The following is a 16,239-nucleotide window of genomic DNA, read 5'->3' as shown; positions in this document are numbered from 1 at the left end:
CTTTAGGCATTGTTTTAACAGGAGCAGACTGATGGCACTATGGGTACGTTTTTCCACCGAGGGTGAAACCCGTTTTGGGACGTTGGCACATGGCATTATCACGGAATATCAAGGTGATATGTTTGCCGAACATGCGCTGAGCGGGCGTGAGTTTGCCTTGGCAGCGGTGCAATTGTTGCGCCCGTGTGAACCTTCCAAGCTGATTGGCTTGTGGAATAATTTTCAGGAACGGGCAGTGGTGGAAAATCTGCATAAGCCCGCGCACCCGCTGTATTTCCTCAAAGCGGCGAACAGTTTTGCGGGGCAGGGTGATGTCATACCGCGCCCCAGTGGTTACAACGGCATGGTGGTGTTCGAGGGCGAATTGGGCATTGTCATCGGTAAACGTTGTAAAGGGGTTTCGCTGGAACAAGCGCCCGATTATATCTTCGGTTATACCTGCGTGAATGATGTCACCGCCCGCGATTTGCTGAAACAAGACCCGGTGTTCGTGCATTGGACGCGGGCGAAAAGTTTCGATCAGTTTGGCGTGTTTGGCCCTAGTATTGCCACCGGGCTTGATCCGGCAGCGTTGCGAGTACGGGTTGAGTTGAATAGTGAGGAAAAGCAAAACTACCCGGTGGCGGATATGTTCTTTTCACCGTATGAGATTGTCAGCAAGATTTCGCACGATATGACCCTAGAAGCGGGTGATATTATTGCCTGCGGTACGTCAGTGGGGGTGTGCGGGATGAATGACGGGGATGCCGTGGTGGTCAGCATCGCGGGTATCGGCGAGCTGACCAACCGTTTCGGTTAAGCGTTAAGCCATTACTTGGCGTTTTTGGGCGGTTTGACACCGTGGGTTAAACGATCAGTGAGGGCATACAACACACCGGATATTACAAATGTCACGTGTATGCCCACCATCCACGCCATTTCTTGGTTGGTGGGGGCGTAGGGCGTACCCAATGCCATGTAAGACTTGAGCAAGTCAACCCCGGAAATGGCGACGATAGAGCCGATGAGTTTGAGTTTCAAGTCGCTGAAACCGATGTGCCCCATCCAATCTGGGCGATCTGCGTGACCGTGTAGATCTTCCATTTTGGACACAAAGGTTTCATAGCCGCTAAAAATGATAATGATCAGTAAGTTCATAATTAGGGAAACGTCTACGAGGGATAATACGCCAATGATAATGTCATCATCGGTGGCAGTCATAATGTTAGCCAATAACCCCCAGGTGATTTTCCCAGCTTTGACCAATAATACGCCTAGGGCGACCACTAACGCTAAGTAGACGGGAGCCAGTAGCCAGCGGCTGGTGAACAGGAAGCGTTCAAAAAGACTTTCGATTTGTTTCATGGCGATGTTTGCTTTTTTTGCTAGGTTAAGAATGGGCGCAATCATAGGGGGTAGCGTGGGTGCTGGCAATAAACATGGTAGCATTCCGCAAAATACGGGATGATAGACTCCCTTTGGACTGATGCGATGATGGAGATTATGGATTTCAACCACGCTGAATTGTTAACGATTAAGGATTATATTCGTTGGGGCGCAAGTCGGTTTGCCGAAGCGGAATTGAGTTTTTCCCACGGCATGGCGTCGCCGTTTGATGAGGCAGCGTATTTGGTGCTGCATACCTTGCATTTGCCGGTGGATACGCCCGATTTGTATTTTGACGGTCGCCTGACCAGCCATGAGCGCCAAGCCGTCGCGGACATTGTGCAACAGCGGGTGGAAACGCGCAAACCGGCAGCTTACCTGACCAACGAGGGCTGGTTTTTGGGCTTGCCGTTTTATGTGGATGAAAATGTGCTGATTCCGCGTTCGCCGATTGCCGAATACATTGAAAAGCAATTCGCGCCGTGGATTGAACCCCCACAAGTCCATCGCGTTTTGGATCTTTGCACCGGTAGTGGTTGTATCGGGATCGCCTGTGCCTATGCCTTCCCTCATGTGCGGGTGGATTTGAGCGATATTTCCCCTTGGGCGCTGGAAGTGGCGCAGATTAATATTGAACGCCATCAATTGGCAGGTCAGGTCGAAGCCATTGAATCGGACTTGTTTGATAACCTGCAAGGTCGGCAGTACGACATTATTGTGAGCAACCCGCCGTATGTGGATGCGGAAGATATGGCGACCTTGACCCCGGAGTTTTTGCATGAACCGGCAGCTTTGGCGTTAGCTTCCGGTGAAGACGGTCTGGAACACACCCGCCGTATTTTGCGTGACGCCGCCCGTCACCTTACCCCGAATGGGATTTTGGTGGTGGAAGTGGGCAATAGCCAGTATGCACTGCAAGCGGCTTACCCCGATGTGCTATTCCATTGGTTGGAGTTTGAACGCGGCGGTGACGGTGTATTCCTGCTCACCGCCGATCAGGTACGTGAGTTGGCTGCTTAAGGTTTCAGGCGATACGTGTAGTAGGATGTATCGCCACCCGTGCCTGCATACGGGTACGTAGTGCTCGTGCCGGTGCTGGGGGCGGAACCGTAGCAATTGGTTTTTTGTGCTTCCGGTAGAGTATTCAGTGGGGTAAACCCTTGTGCTAACGCGGCATTCATGGAGTTGCTGGTGATGGTGAAAATATTGATTTTGCCATCCGCTCCGCCACAAAATGCAGGGTACATGCGCCCGTCCATGCCACAACTGCTATGGGTGACAACTGCGCCACCGCTTTGCAATTGGCGCTGCATTTCCTCTAAGGGTATGCCACCGCCTTCACATTGGCGCGAACCTTGGTATTTGTAAACATCAACATAGGTGACGGGCATGGGTGTCGCGGGCGGGTAGGTTGGCGCACCCCACGGGTTGAACGGGTCGATATACATCCCATTCGGCACACACGCACTCAACAATACGCTGCTCGCCAGCACGGCTAGACTGCCAAAACGCATCGCGCTCATAAAATACTCCTTACACTCATGATTATACTGGAGTTTGACTGGGCATTAGGGCTTTCAGTTCCAGCCCGTTACAATGATCTTTCGTTCGAGAGGCATTGTTACCCCTCACCCCCCAGCCCCAGAGTGCAACAATTATGACAACACCTTCAGTCGCTTGGTTAGTCGGCGCAAGTTCCGGTATTGGGCAAGCGCTTGCGTTTGCGTTGGCGGAAGCGGGCTGGCAAGTTGCGATCAGTGCGCGGCGTAGCGAGCCGTTGCAAGCGATGCAAACGCGCCATCCTTCCTTAACACCTTACCCGTTGGATGTGACCGATGCGCAAAGCTTACACGCGGCAGCGGCGGCGATTACCCGCGAACTCGGTGAAATTGACTTGTGTGTGCTGAATGCGGGCGATTACACACCGATGCCGTTGGATGCTTTTGATCCGGCGTTATTTCGTAAGTTATGCGAGGTGAATTATTTGGGCATGGTTAACGGGCTGGATGCGATTTTACCGTTGATGTTGGCGCGAGGGCGTGGGCAAATCTTGCTGACGGCGAGTATTGCGGGGTATCGCGGTTTGCCAAAATCTGCGCCCTACAGTGCCAGCAAAGCGGCGGTGATTAGCTTGGCGGAATCCTTGCATCTGGAGTTGAAAGCGCGGGGCGTATTGTTGCGGGTGGTTAACCCCGGTTTTGTGCGTTCGCCGCTGACCGATAAAAACGACTTCAAAATGCCGTTTCTGATGGAAGTGGAGGACGCGGCGCAAGCGATTATGCGTGATTTGCCGCGTCAGAATTTCGAGATTGCGTTTCCGAAACGCTTTGCGTATTTGATGAAACTGCTGCGTATCTTGCCATATTGGTTGTATTTCAAACTGACGAAGGGGGCGGCGTAATGGAGCATGTGGAACGTTATTTGCGTACATTTACGACCTTGCAGGCAGATAGCTTGGAGCGTTTGGCGGGAATTTTTGCGGCGGATGCGCGGTTCAAAGACCCGTTTAATGATGTGCGCGGGTTGGCGGCGATTACGCGGATTTTTGCGCACATGTTTGCGACCAACCAGCATTCACGCTTTATGATTGTGGATCACGCGCTGGTGGGGAATACGCTGTTTATTCGCTGGGATTACCATTTTCAGACCTTGAAAGGCGAGCGTTGGGAAATCCCCGGCACGAGCGTGGTGCGGTTTAATGATGCTGGTTTGGCGGTGGAGCATGTGGATTATTGGGATCCGGCGGAGCATATTTACAGCAAGTTGCCGGTGTTGGGGTGGGTGATGCGCTGGTTGCGGGGGAAGTTGACGGCATCATGAATCCAAGCCCTTGAGCAACTGCTCCCGCAACTCCTGCGCAATCGGTTTCTTTTCCGCTAACCAAATCCCGAAATACACTTCAGCGAATTCAGCGGATTTCACCCGCGTCATCACCTTGCCATTCAACAGCAAGCTGGTGGTTTGCGCTTTTGCGTCATAGCACATCTGGTAAACATCGCCCACTTTTACATCGGCATACGCCGCATGAAGCTGATCCAGTTGTGCTTGAACTTGCGCCAAGGTTGCCGCGTCATGTTGGCGTTTCAGTACGGTTTCGGCGGCAAGCGTGAATTTGTCGGCAGTCAATTCCACCGCGTAATCCAGTTTTAAACAGCGCGAAACCCCTGCATCCAGCACCGTAGCGCGACTCGCATCAGGGCTAACCGACAATTCCGCGTCGTACACTTTGATCACGCCAAGGTAAAGTGCTTCGCCTTTGCCTGCGGTTTGCAAGCCAGCGGGAACAGCCGCCGCTACTGTCAGCGGTAAACAGCACAATGCCAGCAATAAACTTTTCCGTAACATCTCGCTACCCCTTACTTTTTCTGAAATGCAATCGTCACTTCGCCCAAGGTGAAACCAAACTTGCTCATTTTTGCGCGGTTCAGTAATACGCCATCCGGCTGCAAATACATCCAGTCATCGAAATGCACCTGCCAGACTTTGCCATCCACCGGCAAATTCAAATCGTATTGCCAATTGAGTGCATTGCCGTAAGCCGCGCCTTGCGCTTCACCGACTACATCCGCCGCCCGCCCGCTGTAACGGTGTGCGTCTTGTTTGCGGATGTACCAAATGCGTTGGGAGATTTCGCCGTCGTTCCACACGAAATCTTCGGTCATCACCAATTCGCCATCCTTGTTGACCTCGCCTTTGATGTCGACCACGAACTGGCGTTTCAATGCGCCGCTGCGATCCTGAAACACGCCCCAACCACGGGTATTGCCCTGAAAATAGGCAAATAGGTCAAGTTTTGGTTCAAACGCGGCGTAATCTTCAATCTTCATGTTGCTGCACCCGCTTATCATGAATAGCAGAAGGGTGAACAGAATAGAGCGCATTCGCATAACTCATCTCCCAATAATCCCGAAAATCGACTTCACTGAATGGAAATCGCCACATGCGCCAAATTACCCAGCTTTTCAGCAATACAGGCAGCCCGGCATACAATAAAGCCATCGTTAATAAAGTTGTATCGCTTTGCGGTGCTGCCTCTTGCGCAAACCCCGCCCAATCCAACAACGGAAACGCAATCCCCACCGCCAACGCGAGTGCCAATTTCGTCAGCAATCCCCACAAACCAAATAGCAAACCGGTCTGCGGATTGCCCTGATGTTCCATTTGCTGGGCAATATCCGCTTGCATTGACGCAGGCAATGCCACATCAGCCCCCAATGCCAAACCGCTGATGACACAAACCGCAAGAAACCCGTACACATCGCCTGCGCCCAAAAACGGAACCCACACAAACGCTGCCACCGACAATACAAGAGCCAATACCCATGCCCGACTTTTGTCGATGCGCCGAGCGAGCCACAACCACAGCGGGAGACCAACAATACCGCTGAGGAAGTACACCATTAGCACCATGCCGACCTGTTCAGGGGCTTGCAATACATGGGTCACAAACAAAATGAACAAGGTAGCGGGCAGGGCATTGGCTAAACTGTTAACAAAATAAGCGGGCAGCAACTGGCGTATCGCGGGATGTGCTGAGAGAATGCTGCCCACCTTGCGCAACGGCGCGAACCGACGCACTTGGCGGCGTTCCACCAACCACAGCAACGCGGGTAAAAGGCTCAAGGGCAATAACACCCACAACAACTTGGCAAGGGTATCCAGCGTGAGTGCAATGTTATCCATTGCGCCGATCAAAAACGGCAAGCTAATCACCACCACCGTGCCGAGGATAGCAAACACTTCGCGACTGGCGGATAAGGCACTTTTGCCGTGGTAATCGTGGGTCATTTCCGACCCCCATGCTTGCCAGGGGATGCTGATCAACGTCCAACCCAAATACGTGACCATAGACCAAGTAAACAAATACAGCCCATCGACATTACCCACAGGGCGCAACAAATAATCCAGCCCCACCAGCAATAACGGTGTTCCCAATAAGATGAACAATTTGCGCCGCCCAATACGGCTGTTCACCTTGTCGTTTGCCCAGCCAATCAGCGGGTCAGTCAGCACATCAAAACCGCGTGCTGCCAGTAGCGCAATGCCAATCACCGTCAGTGACAGATGCCATTCTTGCGCATAAAACGACGGCAAATACACATACAACGGTAAGCCCAACATCGCCAGCGGTAGCCCCGGTAAGCCGTAAAACAGCAACTGGCGATAATGGGCGGCTTTCATGACAAGGGTTTCTCCAGCGTTACCTGAATCACATCAATGCGTTCTTCGTTGAAACCCGCTTCGCAATACGCGAGGTAATAACGCCACAAGCGTTCAAAGCGTTGGTCATACCCCAGCGGGCGCAATGTTGGCAGGGCAGCGATGAAACGTTCATCCCACTCCCGCAGCGTCCGCGCATAATCCTTGCCAAAACTAACCTGATTAATCTGCTTGAGGTGACTACCCGCCACCAGTTTTTCGAGGCTGGCAGGGTTCGGCAACATCCCACCGGGGAAGATATAGCGTTGGATGTAATCTGCCCGCGACCGGTAGGTTTCAAACCAGTCATCGCCAATGGTGATGATTTGCAGCACGGCACGCCCGCCCGGTTTGAGGTGACGTTGCAATGTTTGGAAATAGGTTTCCCAATACTGTTCGCCCACCGCCTCGAACATTTCAATCGAAACAATGTGGTCGTAAGTGCCTTCTAGGTGGCGGTAATCGCGCAATTCCAGTACGGTTTGTTCGCCAAAACGTTCCAAACGCTGTTGCGCCCAGGCCAATTGTTCGCTGGAAAGGGTAATGCCATGAACTTTGCAACCCTGTTCGGCTGCCATTTCCGCGAAACCGCCCCACCCGCAACCGATTTCCAGCACGGTTTGCCCCGCTTGCACCTGCAATTCATCCAAAATGCGTTGGTATTTGGCACGTTGCGCTTGTTCTAGGCTTAAGTCTGGGGTGGTGTACAACGCTGACGAATACGTCATGGTGCTGTCCAGCCATTCGCGGTAGAAATTGTTGCCCATGTCGTAATGGTGGGCAATGTTCTTGCGGCTATTGCGGACACTGTTGCGGCGCAGTTGGTGAAACCAGTTGGCGGGTTTGCGTAGCAGCTTGCGACTATCCAGTGTGTTGCCGAATTGTTCCCAATTGCGTAATAACAGGGTTAGCAAATCCGCTGGATGATCGCTTGACCAATCGCCTGCGATGTAGGCTTCACCAAACCCTAAATCGCCTTTGGTCAAACATTTCAGCGCGAGGCGTAAGGGGCGGTGAATGTGAATGCTGGCGTGCAATTCGTCGGAATGCCCCAGCACGTAATATTCGCCATCCAAATGAATGCTGAGCCGCCCGTATTGAATGCGGGCAAACGTTGCTAATAACCAGCGTTTCAGGGTGGGCAGGTGATCAAAACGGGGTACTAATGGCGGGTTCAGGGTGGTTTCTAAGGGCATTAGGTTACGGTCTCCGTTGGGGGCGCAGGCTTGCGATAAAACTTGCCGCCTTTTAGCCATATTTTCAGGGCTTGCCAGTGAATCAAGATCATGACTTTCAGCGTCATGAAGGGGATGAGTGCAAATTGCCGCAGCAAAACGGCAGTGGTAAACGGCTGGCGTTTCCCGCGTTGGCTGGCAATCAGCATTAATTCATTGCCTACGTATTCGTGAATCAGAATATTCAGGGTGTCGCCGGGCGGGTGAATAAAAAACTCATACCGCGCATCCATCGCCATAAGCGGGGATACATGAAACACTTTTTGCTTGCTGCCGGTGACGATGGGGGCGTTAGCGGCTACTGGCAGTAAATAATGGTGGTGTTCACCAAAGGTATTGCGCACTTCGCAAATCACCGCGAGCAATTTTCCCGCCGCGTCATGGCAGAACCACAAACTTAACGGGTTAAAGCCATAACCCAAGATACGCGGGAAACACAGCAATTGAATGTTGCCAATGGCAGCGTCAATGCCATTGTCGCGCAACAAGGTTTCTGCCCAGCCGCGCCAAGCACTGCCATCGCGTGCGCCATGATCACGTTGGTAAAGGCTGAACAGGTTGAAACGGTTGATGGAAAACAGTGGGTTACGCCCGACTTCATCCAGCCGGTCGATGTCCACTAACAAACTAAAAACGCGATAGCTGAAACGGTAACTCACCGGAAAACGCCTGCTGTGCATGACTGTTGAGGGAAAGACAGATGCAGATGCAAGCGTTTTCATGGTGTGACCGCCCCAGCTATCGACAACGGAAGCACAGGCTGAGGAGTCTTCGATTCTTCCTGTGCTTTGACCCAAACCGGGGTAACGCCAAAATCTGCACAAATCTTCACTGCCGAGGCGATGGCATCTTCGTGGAAGCCGTAGCGGTGGTAACTGCCACAGAACCACGACTGCTGTTGCCCTTGCAGGCTGGCAAGTTGCGGCTGCGCGGCGACGGCGGCTTGGTCGAAGATCGGGTGTTCGTAGGTCATTTCAGCAATGATGTGCGAGTCACGCGGCAACTGATACGGGTTGAGGGTGACGAAATAATCGGTGCTGGTGTCCAGCCCTTGCAGGTTATTCATCCAATAGGTCGCGGTCATTTGTTGGCGAGCATTGACGTATTCTGGCTGGCTGGTGGCAAGGTAATTCCAGGACGACCAGACTTTGCGATTGACGGGCATGAGGTTGGTGTCGGTGTGCAAATAGGTTTGGTTTTTTTCGTAGCGGAAGCAGCCGAGGATGCGTTGTTCTTCCACGCTGGGTTGTGCGAGTAGTGCCAACGCTTCATCGGCGTGGCAGGCAAAAATTACCGCATCAAAGTCGTGTTGGGCGGTGGCGGTGAAGATGCTGGCTTGCGTGGCGCTGCGTTCGACACGTATTGCGCCGGATTGAATGGTGATTTTGTCGCCCATTTCCGCGAGGAGTTTACGCACGTAAAAAGAACTTCCTCCGCAAACGGTGCGCCATTGGGGACGGTTTTGAATGTCGATCAAGCCGTGGTTGGCGAAGAAGCGGAGGAAACTGAGCGCGGGAAATGCGAGCATGGTGTCAACGGGGCATGACCAAATCGCCGCACCCATTGGCAACAGGTAATGTTCGCGCATATCGCTGGAAAACTGATGTGCGTCGAGCATTTCACCCAAACTCATGTCAGGGGCGGCAACGGGGTTTTCAAGCAAGCGGTGCGCCACTTTGTTGAAACGCATGATTTCTTTGAGCAAATGCCAGTGGCTCAGGCGGAACAGGTTTTTACGTTGTGCAAACAGGGTATTGAGGCTAGAGCCGGAATATTCCAATTCGCCTTGGTTTAGCGAGAAGCCGAATGACATATCGGTGTCGCGGGTGGGGATGCCGAGTTGCGCGAATAGCCCAATGAGGTTGGGGTAGTTGCGGTCGTTGTAGACGATAAAGCCGGTGTCGACGGGGATCTGGCGGTCTGCTTCAGGTACGTCGATGGTGTGGGTATGCCCGCCGATGTAGGCGTTTTTTTCAAACAGGGTGACGTTGTATTGTTTGTGGAGCAGCCAAGCTGATGCAAGCCCTGTAATGCCTGAGCCAATAATTGCCACATTTTTCTTGTACATATAACGCACTTCCTTTGTCAAAACCTATACCTTACTTATACGGTCGAGTATGCGTTATGGATGCAGGAAAATGCTAAAAAACAAATTTTTTGTGGGGTTTATCGTTACGGACTTCGACTACGCTCAGGCAACCGTCCCCCACACCGCAAAAATCGGATCAGACAGCGCCGTTTCGCGCCGATGCGGATCATTCATCGGGCGCGGTAATCCCCGTACCGATTCGGTATGCAAGTCGCGGAACTGCACCGTTTTCAGAAAATAATCCAACACCAAGCCTTGGCGTTCAAACGGGTGCATTTCTGTCCAAACCGTAATGGCTTTAGGCGGAAACCAACGGGTTGAAAACGTCATAATCACCTTGCCACCGCTGCGCGTTACCCGTGCTAATTCCTGCATAACCGCTAATGGCTGGGTTAAATATTCGATGGAAACCGTGCAAATAACCGCATCAAAGCTATTGTCGGCAAAGGGTAATGGTGTGGTTTGGTTGAGATCGTGGACGACACGGTGATGCAATCGCGGATTGGCGGACAATTCCGCAGCGTTCATGCCGAGTCCGGTAACGTGCAGGTCTGTCAACGTGTCGGGTAGGTGCGAGACATGGCTGGTCATGAGATCGAGGATATGCATACCGGGTTGCAACAAACGCCCATACAAAGCGGTGACTTGCGCCAGCGCGGTGGTATCCAAATGATTGACGAAACGTGGTGCTGTGTAAAACTGCGCATCCTCACGTTCATCCGGGCGGGTGAATGGGTAAGTGGTGGCGTAGTAATCGGTGGATACGCCGGGGTAGGGTACTTGCATCCCCGCGCCGGTTTCGGTGAGTGCCTTGAAAATTTCCGGTGTGATGAGAGCGTGTTCCGCTGCAATAATCGTCAGTGGGTAAGCGGCAAGCGGGTGATTGAGGTCGGCGGTCAAGGTATCCGGCGTGGCAGCGATCAAACGGAAGGGGCGAAATTCACTGCGGCTGCAATCCAGTGCTTCCCACGCATACGCTTGCGGGTAAAAGCGTCCGCTGCGTGGTTCAACCGTGAGTTGACGCTGCCGGGTCATGAATTGCGCACGGGGAAAGGTAACTGGGGCTATCTGAGTTGGCGTTAACCGTTCACCGGCTGCAAAGGGTGTTGCCGTTACGCCAGTGCCGCTGCTGGCAGACGCTTGGGTAAACCAACAATCGCAGTGTTTGGCAACGCTGCTCTGCCATTCCAGCTTCATCATACCTATCCCCTCAAAAGCTATACAAAAAGCAAACAAGACTGTTCCAGTATAGACCTTGCCAGTTATCCAGAAAAATTACCGTTTAACCTGTATTTCGCAGCACCATACCAACTTCAATCGTTAGGCTTTACCGATTAAAAAATGTATTTCAATAAAGGTGGTTACGGTGATCAATTGGTTGCATAGCAAGCTGCATCGCCCAGAAAAAGGTTGGGATCCGGTTGATCCCGCATGGGCGCAGGAATACGCCGCTGCCGAATGGCAAATGGTCGATCACGCCTTGCTGGATAAGCTCGATGCGCAATTGGGTGGTTTGCAAGGCAAACGCATTCTGGATATGGGCGCGGGAGCGGGGCAATACAGCGTTGCCTTGGCACAGCGGGGGGCGGATGTGACTTGGCACGATATTTCGCATACTTATCAGCGTATTGCGCAAGAAAAAGCGGCGACTGCCAAGGTGAATTTGCAGTGGTCGTTAGGCTATCTGGAAGATACCCAAGCGCTGGAACCGGCGAGTTTTGACCTGATTTTTAATCGGATTTGCTGGTATTACTGCCAACATGACCAGACGTTTGCCCAGCAGCTTTGCGGTTTATTAGCGCCCGGTGGTTTGCTCTACATTCATGCGCCGAATAGCCAGTTTCACGGGGATAAGCTGTCAACAGCAGCGCAATGGCGTACTTGGCTGAATGCGACCACGGGTTTCAAAATTGGTCATCCGATGTTGCCACCGCGCCGCATTGCTACACTGTTTGCTGACCTACCCATCAGCAAACTGGAAGCCGATTACCGTGACCCGCGCAATGATGTTATTTGGGTGTGGAAAGCAGGTGACGAGTCACGTACATCATAATCATGGTGGCAAACAACAATAACCCCACACCAATCGCTAGGGCGTAATCTTCCCTTTGTAGCAGTAAATACAGCAAGCCGTACAATAGCGCGAGCAGCAAAAACAGCAGGAAAGTCCGCCGTCCGTTACGCAATACCATCCCGGTATAAACCGTAATGCAGAGAATGGTGGTGGCTGATGCGGCGATATAGGCGTACAGGAAGCCAATGTGTTCGGCTGCTGCCAGTAAAATCAGGTAAAACAGCGATAACGCCACCCCAACCAAGCCGTACTGCAAGACATGCAGGCGTTGTTTCAGGCTGATTTCAAAGGCGAGAAATACCAAGAAGGTCATGCCAATAAACAGTGCGCCGTATTGCACCGCACGCTCAATCAGGGTGTAGAGCGAGGCGGGTTCGTGCAAGTTTACCCCGGCACTAAAGCTGTGTAAGTCGTAGGTTTGCTGATCTTCGAGCACCCAATATTGCGGGTAGCTGCGCACGAGGTGGGGGATGTCCCATGCGGCATTAAAGCCTGCTTCGGTGACGGCGTGTTCATTGGGTAATAAATCGCCCTGAAAGTTGGGGTGAGTCCATGCCGAGGTCATGCGAATGGCGGTGGTTTGCCCCAACGGTGCGAAAAATAATCCATCACTACCGCGCAGGTTGAGGGTCAGTTTGAATTCATTGCTGGTGGTGCTATCGGCATTCACGCTCAAGGGAATATGAAAACCAGAAGGCAGCAATTTGCTTAAACGAGTACCGGGTTGCATGTCGATACGCCCATCATTCCAGAAAAAGCTGGAGGCGGTATCAATGGCGCGTTGGTCGCTTAACCCTAGGGCGATGAAGGCTTTATTCCACAGAATGCGGCGTTCACCTTCACTGGATTGCAGGACTTGTGCATGGTTGAATTTACCACTCAGATTAATGGTTGCGTTGTAAACCAAGGCATCGTAAATCCCTTGCTGACGGTGTTCTTCGTTGAGATTAGCGCGGATTTCTAGGGACTCCGGCAGCAGGATAGCGGTACGGTCGTTGAAAATATCTTTGCTGACGACGCGAGTTTCGCCGTTTTCATCGCTGATGGTGTCAACGCTGGTGAAGTGCTCAACATATGGCACGACCAAGACTGGACCGATGAGGGTTTGTTTGCCACCCCAACGTTCCGCCACACTGTTCAGGGCATTTTGGTAATGGGTTTGGCGCTCTTTCACCGCTTGTTCGGCAAAAAACAAGGGGATTAACATCAATAGCCCCAGCAAAATGACGATGAGGGTGCGTAAACTGAGCGATTGCGATAACTGATATAGCGCGGATTTGGGTAGTTGAGGGGGAAGATGCTCCGACATGGTTCTTATCCTAGGGTTGACCGGGCGGATAATAGCATGTTTTGCGCGGGAGCAACCTCACCCCAAACGGCTTACTTAGCTTTGCATTCCGTTTTTGTACCCGCGACTTTGCCGGTGAGTTTAAGGAAATTCTCGAATGGCCCCATGACTTTCATCGCTTCCATTTTGGGGCCGTTGAATTTGAGCTTGCCCGTACCCATTGCACCCATTGCACCACAACCGAACTTGCCTTCACCCATGCACGCCCAATCTGCATCAGTAGCGTGCATGAGGTAGTCGTAGCTGGCATCCATTTTTTTACCATCCGGTACGCCGCCGTAATTGCACATGGCTTTGTCATTTTGCAAACTGATGTTGAGCTGCACTTTGGTGCTTTCGCCGCAATCAGTACGGTACATTTGCACCAACTTGTAGCCTCGGCTGTTGTCATTTTGAATCCATGAATAGCCGTCGGTCTCTTTTAAACCCGTGGTTAAGGTGGTATCAGCATTCCAAGCATCACAGGCTTGTTTCGCCCATGCCGCATCCATAAATTCCGCCGCTTGGACAGGCGCTACCGCCAGCATCAGTAGGCAGGTTGCCAAAGTTGTTTGTTTTAACATAGAAAATCTCCTCCTCAATTTCTCTCATTAGTCAGCATTGAATTTACCAATGGCTATCATTGATAGATTCAGCCACAGTGGTATAGCAGATAAACTTTAGTGAGGAAAGGTTCTTTTCAGTTGGGCTTGAGGATTCCTCCCGTTCATCAGCTATTTGTGTTGATAGTGGTAATTTCGGTTTAAATTGTAGACATTAACGGTCGGCTGATCACACTTTTGAGCGGATCAGTAGTCTAAAATAATAAGTAGGCAGGAATTCAACATTAGCCAGTTTGCAGTCACTTGGCATTTCACTTGCAAACTGTCACTATCGACAGCAGATAGTTGTCTGTATATACACCGCAGGGCAGTTAGCTGCCCCCGTATTTACCGTGAAAGGGGTACACAATGAGTAGCATTTTCAATCACTATCAATCGCGCTATGAAGCCTTGCAAGAAGAAGAGTACTCGCTGCAAGAGTATCTTGATCTGTGCAAGCGCGACCGCATGGCTTACGCCACTGCCGCTGAACGTATGTTGTACGCCATCGGTGAAGCGGAACTGGTCGATACTTCCCGCGACCCTCGCATGAGCCGGATGTTTTCCAATAAAGTGATCCGGCGCTATCCTGCATTTTCTGAATTTTATGGGATGGAAGAGTGCATCGAGCAAATCGTGTCCTTCTTCCGTCACGCAGCGCAAGGCTTGGAAGAGAGCAAGCAAGTGCTGTATCTGTTGGGGCCGGTGGGCGGTGGTAAATCCTCCCTCGCTGAACGCCTCAAAGCGCTGATTGAAAAAGCCCCGATTTACTGCATTAAAGATTCACCGATTAACGAATCCCCGCTGGGCTTGTTCAATGTGGAAGAAGACGGCGCAATTCTGGAAGAAGATTTCGGAATTCCGACCCGTTACCTGAAAACCGTGATGTCGCCTTGGGCAGTCAAGCGCTTGCACGAATACGGTGGCGACATTACCAAGTTCCGCGTGGTGAAACGTTATCCTTCACGCCTCAACCAAATTGCGGTGTCTAAAACCGAACCGGGTGATGAAAATAATCAGGATATTTCGTCACTGGTGGGCAAGGTCGACATTCGCAAGCTGGAAGATTTCCCGCAAAACGATACCGATGCTTACAGCTATTCCGGCGGTTTGTGTTTGTCGAACCAAGGGCTGATGGAATTCGTGGAGATGTTCAAAGCGCCGATCAAAGTGCTGCATCCGCTGTTGACCGCAACACAGGAAGGCAATTTCAACGGTACGGAAAGTATCGGTGCGATTCCATTCAGCGGGGTAATTCTGGCGCATTCCAACGAATCTGAATGGCAGACCTTCAAAAATAACCGCAACAACGAAGCATTTATTGACCGGGTTTCGATTGTCAAAGTACCGTATTGCTTGCGTGTTACCGAAGAAATCAAGATTTACGAAAAGTTACTGGTCAATAGCTCGTTGGCAGCTTCGCCATGCGCACCGGATACCTTGAAGATGTTGGCACAGTTTATTGTGCTGTCACGCCTGAAAGAACCGGAAAATTCCAGCATGTATTCCAAGATGCGTATTTACGATGGTGAAAATCTTAAGGATATTGATCCAAAAGCCAAGACTATCCAAGAGTATCAGGATGCTGCCGGTGTCGATGAGGGCATGAATGGCTTGTCTACCCGTTTCGCTTTCAAGATTTTGTCCAAAGTTTTCAACTACGATGCCACCGAAGTGGCGGCTGATCCCGTACACCTGATGTATGTGCTGGAACGTCAGATTGAGAAAGAGCAGTACCAACGCGAATTGCAAGACCGTTATATTCGCTTCATTAAAGAGTATTTGTCACCGCGTTATGTGGATTTCATCGGCAAGGAAATTCAGACGGCTTACCTTGAATCGTATTCAGAATACGGTCAGAACCTGTTCGACCGTTACGTGACCTATGCCGATTTCTGGATTCAGGATCAGGAGTTCCGTGACCCTGAAACCGGCGAGTTTTTGGATCGTGCTGCCCTCAATTCCGATTTGGAAAAAATCGAGAAACCGGCTGGTATCAGCAATCCGAAAGATTTCCGTAATGAAATCGTTAACTTTGTGTTGCGGGCGCGTGCCAATAGCAATAACGGGCGCAATCCTGCTTGGACGAGTTACGAAAAGTTGCGCCGCGTGATTGAGATGAAAATGTTCTCCAGCACTGAAGATTTGCTGCCAGTCATTTCGTATGGCGCGAAATCGTCAGCGGATGAACAGCGCAAGCATGACAATTTCGTGGAGCGCATGATGAAGCGTGGCTATACCGAAAAACAAGTGCGCTTGTTGGCTGAGTGGTATTTACGGGTACGTAAATCGCAGTAATGTTTTTTACCCCCCATCCCCGACCCTTCCCCCGCAAGGGGTGAAGGGAG

Annotated in this window: 17 protein-coding genes; 6 read left to right on the top strand and 11 right to left on the bottom strand. The window is 51.6% G+C overall.

Annotated elements, in window-relative coordinates:
• Window positions 1-31: 31 nt before the first annotated feature.
• On the top strand, window positions 32-799 hold the full coding sequence (locus L2Y54_RS14825; protein WP_236497152.1) for a fumarylacetoacetate hydrolase family protein: 768 nt from the start codon (window positions 32-34) through the stop codon (window positions 797-799).
• A gap of 11 nt (window positions 800-810) precedes the next feature.
• On the opposite strand, the gene L2Y54_RS14820 is transcribed toward L2Y54_RS14825, so the two are convergent.
• The gene (locus tag L2Y54_RS14820; protein WP_236497151.1) at window positions 811-1,344 is read right to left on the bottom strand and encodes a TIGR00645 family protein; all 534 of its coding nucleotides are present in this window, start codon (window positions 1,342-1,344) and stop codon (window positions 811-813) included.
• Between the two features lie 129 nt (window positions 1,345-1,473).
• Here L2Y54_RS14820 and prmB point away from each other — a divergent pair, with 129 nt between their 5' ends.
• A complete protein-coding gene (gene prmB, locus L2Y54_RS14815; protein ID WP_414718478.1) occupies window positions 1,474-2,385 on the top strand; it encodes a 50S ribosomal protein L3 N(5)-glutamine methyltransferase in 912 nt (303 codons plus the stop codon).
• Here prmB and L2Y54_RS14810 read toward each other — a convergent pair.
• On the bottom strand, window positions 2,382-2,888 hold the full coding sequence (locus L2Y54_RS14810) for an HU family DNA-binding protein (protein ID WP_236497148.1): 507 nt from the start codon (window positions 2,886-2,888) through the stop codon (window positions 2,382-2,384). The two genes, prmB and L2Y54_RS14810, sit on opposite strands and share 4 nt — an antisense overlap.
• Before the next feature lie 134 nt (window positions 2,889-3,022).
• Between L2Y54_RS14810 and L2Y54_RS14805 the strand changes: the two genes are divergently transcribed.
• Both L2Y54_RS14805 and L2Y54_RS14800 read left to right on the top strand, forming a co-directional pair.
• Window positions 3,023-3,766, top strand: a complete 744-nt coding sequence (locus L2Y54_RS14805) for an SDR family NAD(P)-dependent oxidoreductase (RefSeq protein ID WP_236497146.1) — start codon at window positions 3,023-3,025, stop codon at window positions 3,764-3,766.
• Entirely contained in the window at window positions 3,766-4,185 is a 420-nt protein-coding gene (locus tag L2Y54_RS14800) for a nuclear transport factor 2 family protein (RefSeq protein ID WP_236497144.1), read from the top strand. Before L2Y54_RS14805 ends, L2Y54_RS14800 begins: the two co-directional genes overlap by 1 nt.
• On the opposite strand, the gene L2Y54_RS14795 is transcribed toward L2Y54_RS14800, so the two are convergent.
• The 7 genes from L2Y54_RS14795 to L2Y54_RS14765 all read right to left on the bottom strand — a co-directional run bounded on the left by L2Y54_RS14795 (window position 4,180) and on the right by L2Y54_RS14765 (window position 11,088).
• Complete coding sequence (locus tag L2Y54_RS14795) at window positions 4,180-4,710, bottom strand: chalcone isomerase family protein (protein WP_236497142.1); 531 nt, start codon at window positions 4,708-4,710, stop codon at window positions 4,180-4,182. The two genes, L2Y54_RS14800 and L2Y54_RS14795, sit on opposite strands and share 6 nt — an antisense overlap.
• Before the next feature lie 11 nt (window positions 4,711-4,721).
• The gene (locus L2Y54_RS14790; protein ID WP_236497140.1) at window positions 4,722-5,192 is read right to left on the bottom strand and encodes a DUF3833 domain-containing protein; all 471 of its coding nucleotides are present in this window, start codon (window positions 5,190-5,192) and stop codon (window positions 4,722-4,724) included.
• A complete protein-coding gene (locus tag L2Y54_RS14785; RefSeq protein WP_236497138.1) occupies window positions 5,182-6,546 on the bottom strand; it encodes an MFS transporter in 1,365 nt (454 codons plus the stop codon). The genes L2Y54_RS14790 and L2Y54_RS14785 overlap by 11 nt, the downstream gene beginning before the upstream one ends.
• A complete protein-coding gene (locus L2Y54_RS14780; protein WP_236497137.1) occupies window positions 6,543-7,760 on the bottom strand; it encodes an SAM-dependent methyltransferase in 1,218 nt (405 codons plus the stop codon). Before L2Y54_RS14780 ends, L2Y54_RS14785 begins: the two co-directional genes overlap by 4 nt.
• Entirely contained in the window at window positions 7,760-8,521 is a 762-nt protein-coding gene (locus tag L2Y54_RS14775; RefSeq protein ID WP_236497135.1) for a DUF1365 domain-containing protein, read from the bottom strand. Before L2Y54_RS14775 ends, L2Y54_RS14780 begins: the two co-directional genes overlap by 1 nt.
• Complete coding sequence (locus tag L2Y54_RS14770; RefSeq protein ID WP_236497133.1) at window positions 8,518-9,867, bottom strand: NAD(P)/FAD-dependent oxidoreductase; 1,350 nt, start codon at window positions 9,865-9,867, stop codon at window positions 8,518-8,520. Before L2Y54_RS14770 ends, L2Y54_RS14775 begins: the two co-directional genes overlap by 4 nt.
• Window positions 9,868-9,990: 123 nt before the next feature.
• Window positions 9,991-11,088, bottom strand: a complete 1,098-nt coding sequence (locus L2Y54_RS14765; protein WP_236497131.1) for a class I SAM-dependent methyltransferase — start codon at window positions 11,086-11,088, stop codon at window positions 9,991-9,993.
• Window positions 11,089-11,254: 166 nt separating this feature from the next.
• Between L2Y54_RS14765 and L2Y54_RS14760 the strand changes: the two genes are divergently transcribed.
• Window positions 11,255-11,941 (top strand): class I SAM-dependent methyltransferase, encoded by a 687-nt coding sequence (locus tag L2Y54_RS14760; protein WP_236497130.1) that lies wholly within the window; start codon window positions 11,255-11,257, stop codon window positions 11,939-11,941.
• On the opposite strand, the gene creD is transcribed toward L2Y54_RS14760, so the two are convergent.
• A complete protein-coding gene (gene creD / locus L2Y54_RS14755; RefSeq protein WP_236497128.1) occupies window positions 11,898-13,271 on the bottom strand; it encodes a cell envelope integrity protein CreD in 1,374 nt (457 codons plus the stop codon). The genes L2Y54_RS14760 and creD overlap by 44 nt on opposite strands.
• 71 nt (window positions 13,272-13,342) lie before the next feature.
• Window positions 13,343-13,873: an SCP2 sterol-binding domain-containing protein gene (locus L2Y54_RS14750; protein WP_236497127.1), complete on the bottom strand. Its 531-nt coding sequence runs from the start codon at window positions 13,871-13,873 to the stop codon at window positions 13,343-13,345.
• 387 nt (window positions 13,874-14,260) lie between these two features.
• Here L2Y54_RS14750 and L2Y54_RS14745 point away from each other — a divergent pair, with 387 nt between their 5' ends.
• Window positions 14,261-16,189, top strand: a complete 1,929-nt coding sequence (locus L2Y54_RS14745; protein ID WP_236497125.1) for a PrkA family serine protein kinase — start codon at window positions 14,261-14,263, stop codon at window positions 16,187-16,189.
• Window positions 16,190-16,239: the final 50 nt, after the last annotated feature.

Origin of the sequence: Thiothrix winogradskyi (genome assembly GCF_021650935.1) — a bacterium.
Lineage (GTDB): Bacteria > Pseudomonadota > Gammaproteobacteria > Thiotrichales > Thiotrichaceae > Thiothrix > Thiothrix winogradskyi.
This window is presented reverse-complemented; position numbering and strand designations above follow the sequence as displayed.

Excerpts from the sequence above, each read along its gene's own strand:
- L2Y54_RS14825 (WP_236497152.1), top strand. The coding sequence starts at position 32 with ATGGCACTATGGGTACGTTTTTCCACCGAGGGTGAAACCCGTTTTGGG.
- L2Y54_RS14820 (WP_236497151.1), bottom strand. The coding sequence starts at position 1,344 with ATGAAACAAATCGAAAGTCTTTTTGAACGCTTCCTGTTCACCAGCCGC.
- prmB (WP_414718478.1), top strand. The coding sequence starts at position 1,474 with ATGGAGATTATGGATTTCAACCACGCTGAATTGTTAACGATTAAGGAT.
- L2Y54_RS14810 (WP_236497148.1), bottom strand. The coding sequence starts at position 2,888 with ATGAGCGCGATGCGTTTTGGCAGTCTAGCCGTGCTGGCGAGCAGCGTA.
- L2Y54_RS14805 (WP_236497146.1), top strand. The coding sequence starts at position 3,023 with ATGACAACACCTTCAGTCGCTTGGTTAGTCGGCGCAAGTTCCGGTATT.
- L2Y54_RS14800 (WP_236497144.1), top strand. The coding sequence starts at position 3,766 with ATGGAGCATGTGGAACGTTATTTGCGTACATTTACGACCTTGCAGGCA.
- L2Y54_RS14795 (WP_236497142.1), bottom strand. The coding sequence starts at position 4,710 with ATGTTACGGAAAAGTTTATTGCTGGCATTGTGCTGTTTACCGCTGACA.
- L2Y54_RS14790 (WP_236497140.1), bottom strand. The coding sequence starts at position 5,192 with ATGAAGATTGAAGATTACGCCGCGTTTGAACCAAAACTTGACCTATTT.
- L2Y54_RS14785 (WP_236497138.1), bottom strand. The coding sequence starts at position 6,546 with ATGAAAGCCGCCCATTATCGCCAGTTGCTGTTTTACGGCTTACCGGGG.
- L2Y54_RS14780 (WP_236497137.1), bottom strand. The coding sequence starts at position 7,760 with ATGCCCTTAGAAACCACCCTGAACCCGCCATTAGTACCCCGTTTTGAT.
- L2Y54_RS14775 (WP_236497135.1), bottom strand. The coding sequence starts at position 8,521 with ATGAAAACGCTTGCATCTGCATCTGTCTTTCCCTCAACAGTCATGCAC.
- L2Y54_RS14770 (WP_236497133.1), bottom strand. The coding sequence starts at position 9,867 with ATGTACAAGAAAAATGTGGCAATTATTGGCTCAGGCATTACAGGGCTT.
- L2Y54_RS14765 (WP_236497131.1), bottom strand. The coding sequence starts at position 11,088 with ATGATGAAGCTGGAATGGCAGAGCAGCGTTGCCAAACACTGCGATTGT.
- creD (WP_236497128.1), bottom strand. The coding sequence starts at position 13,271 with ATGTCGGAGCATCTTCCCCCTCAACTACCCAAATCCGCGCTATATCAG.
- L2Y54_RS14750 (WP_236497127.1), bottom strand. The coding sequence starts at position 13,873 with ATGTTAAAACAAACAACTTTGGCAACCTGCCTACTGATGCTGGCGGTA.
- L2Y54_RS14745 (WP_236497125.1), top strand. The coding sequence starts at position 14,261 with ATGAGTAGCATTTTCAATCACTATCAATCGCGCTATGAAGCCTTGCAA.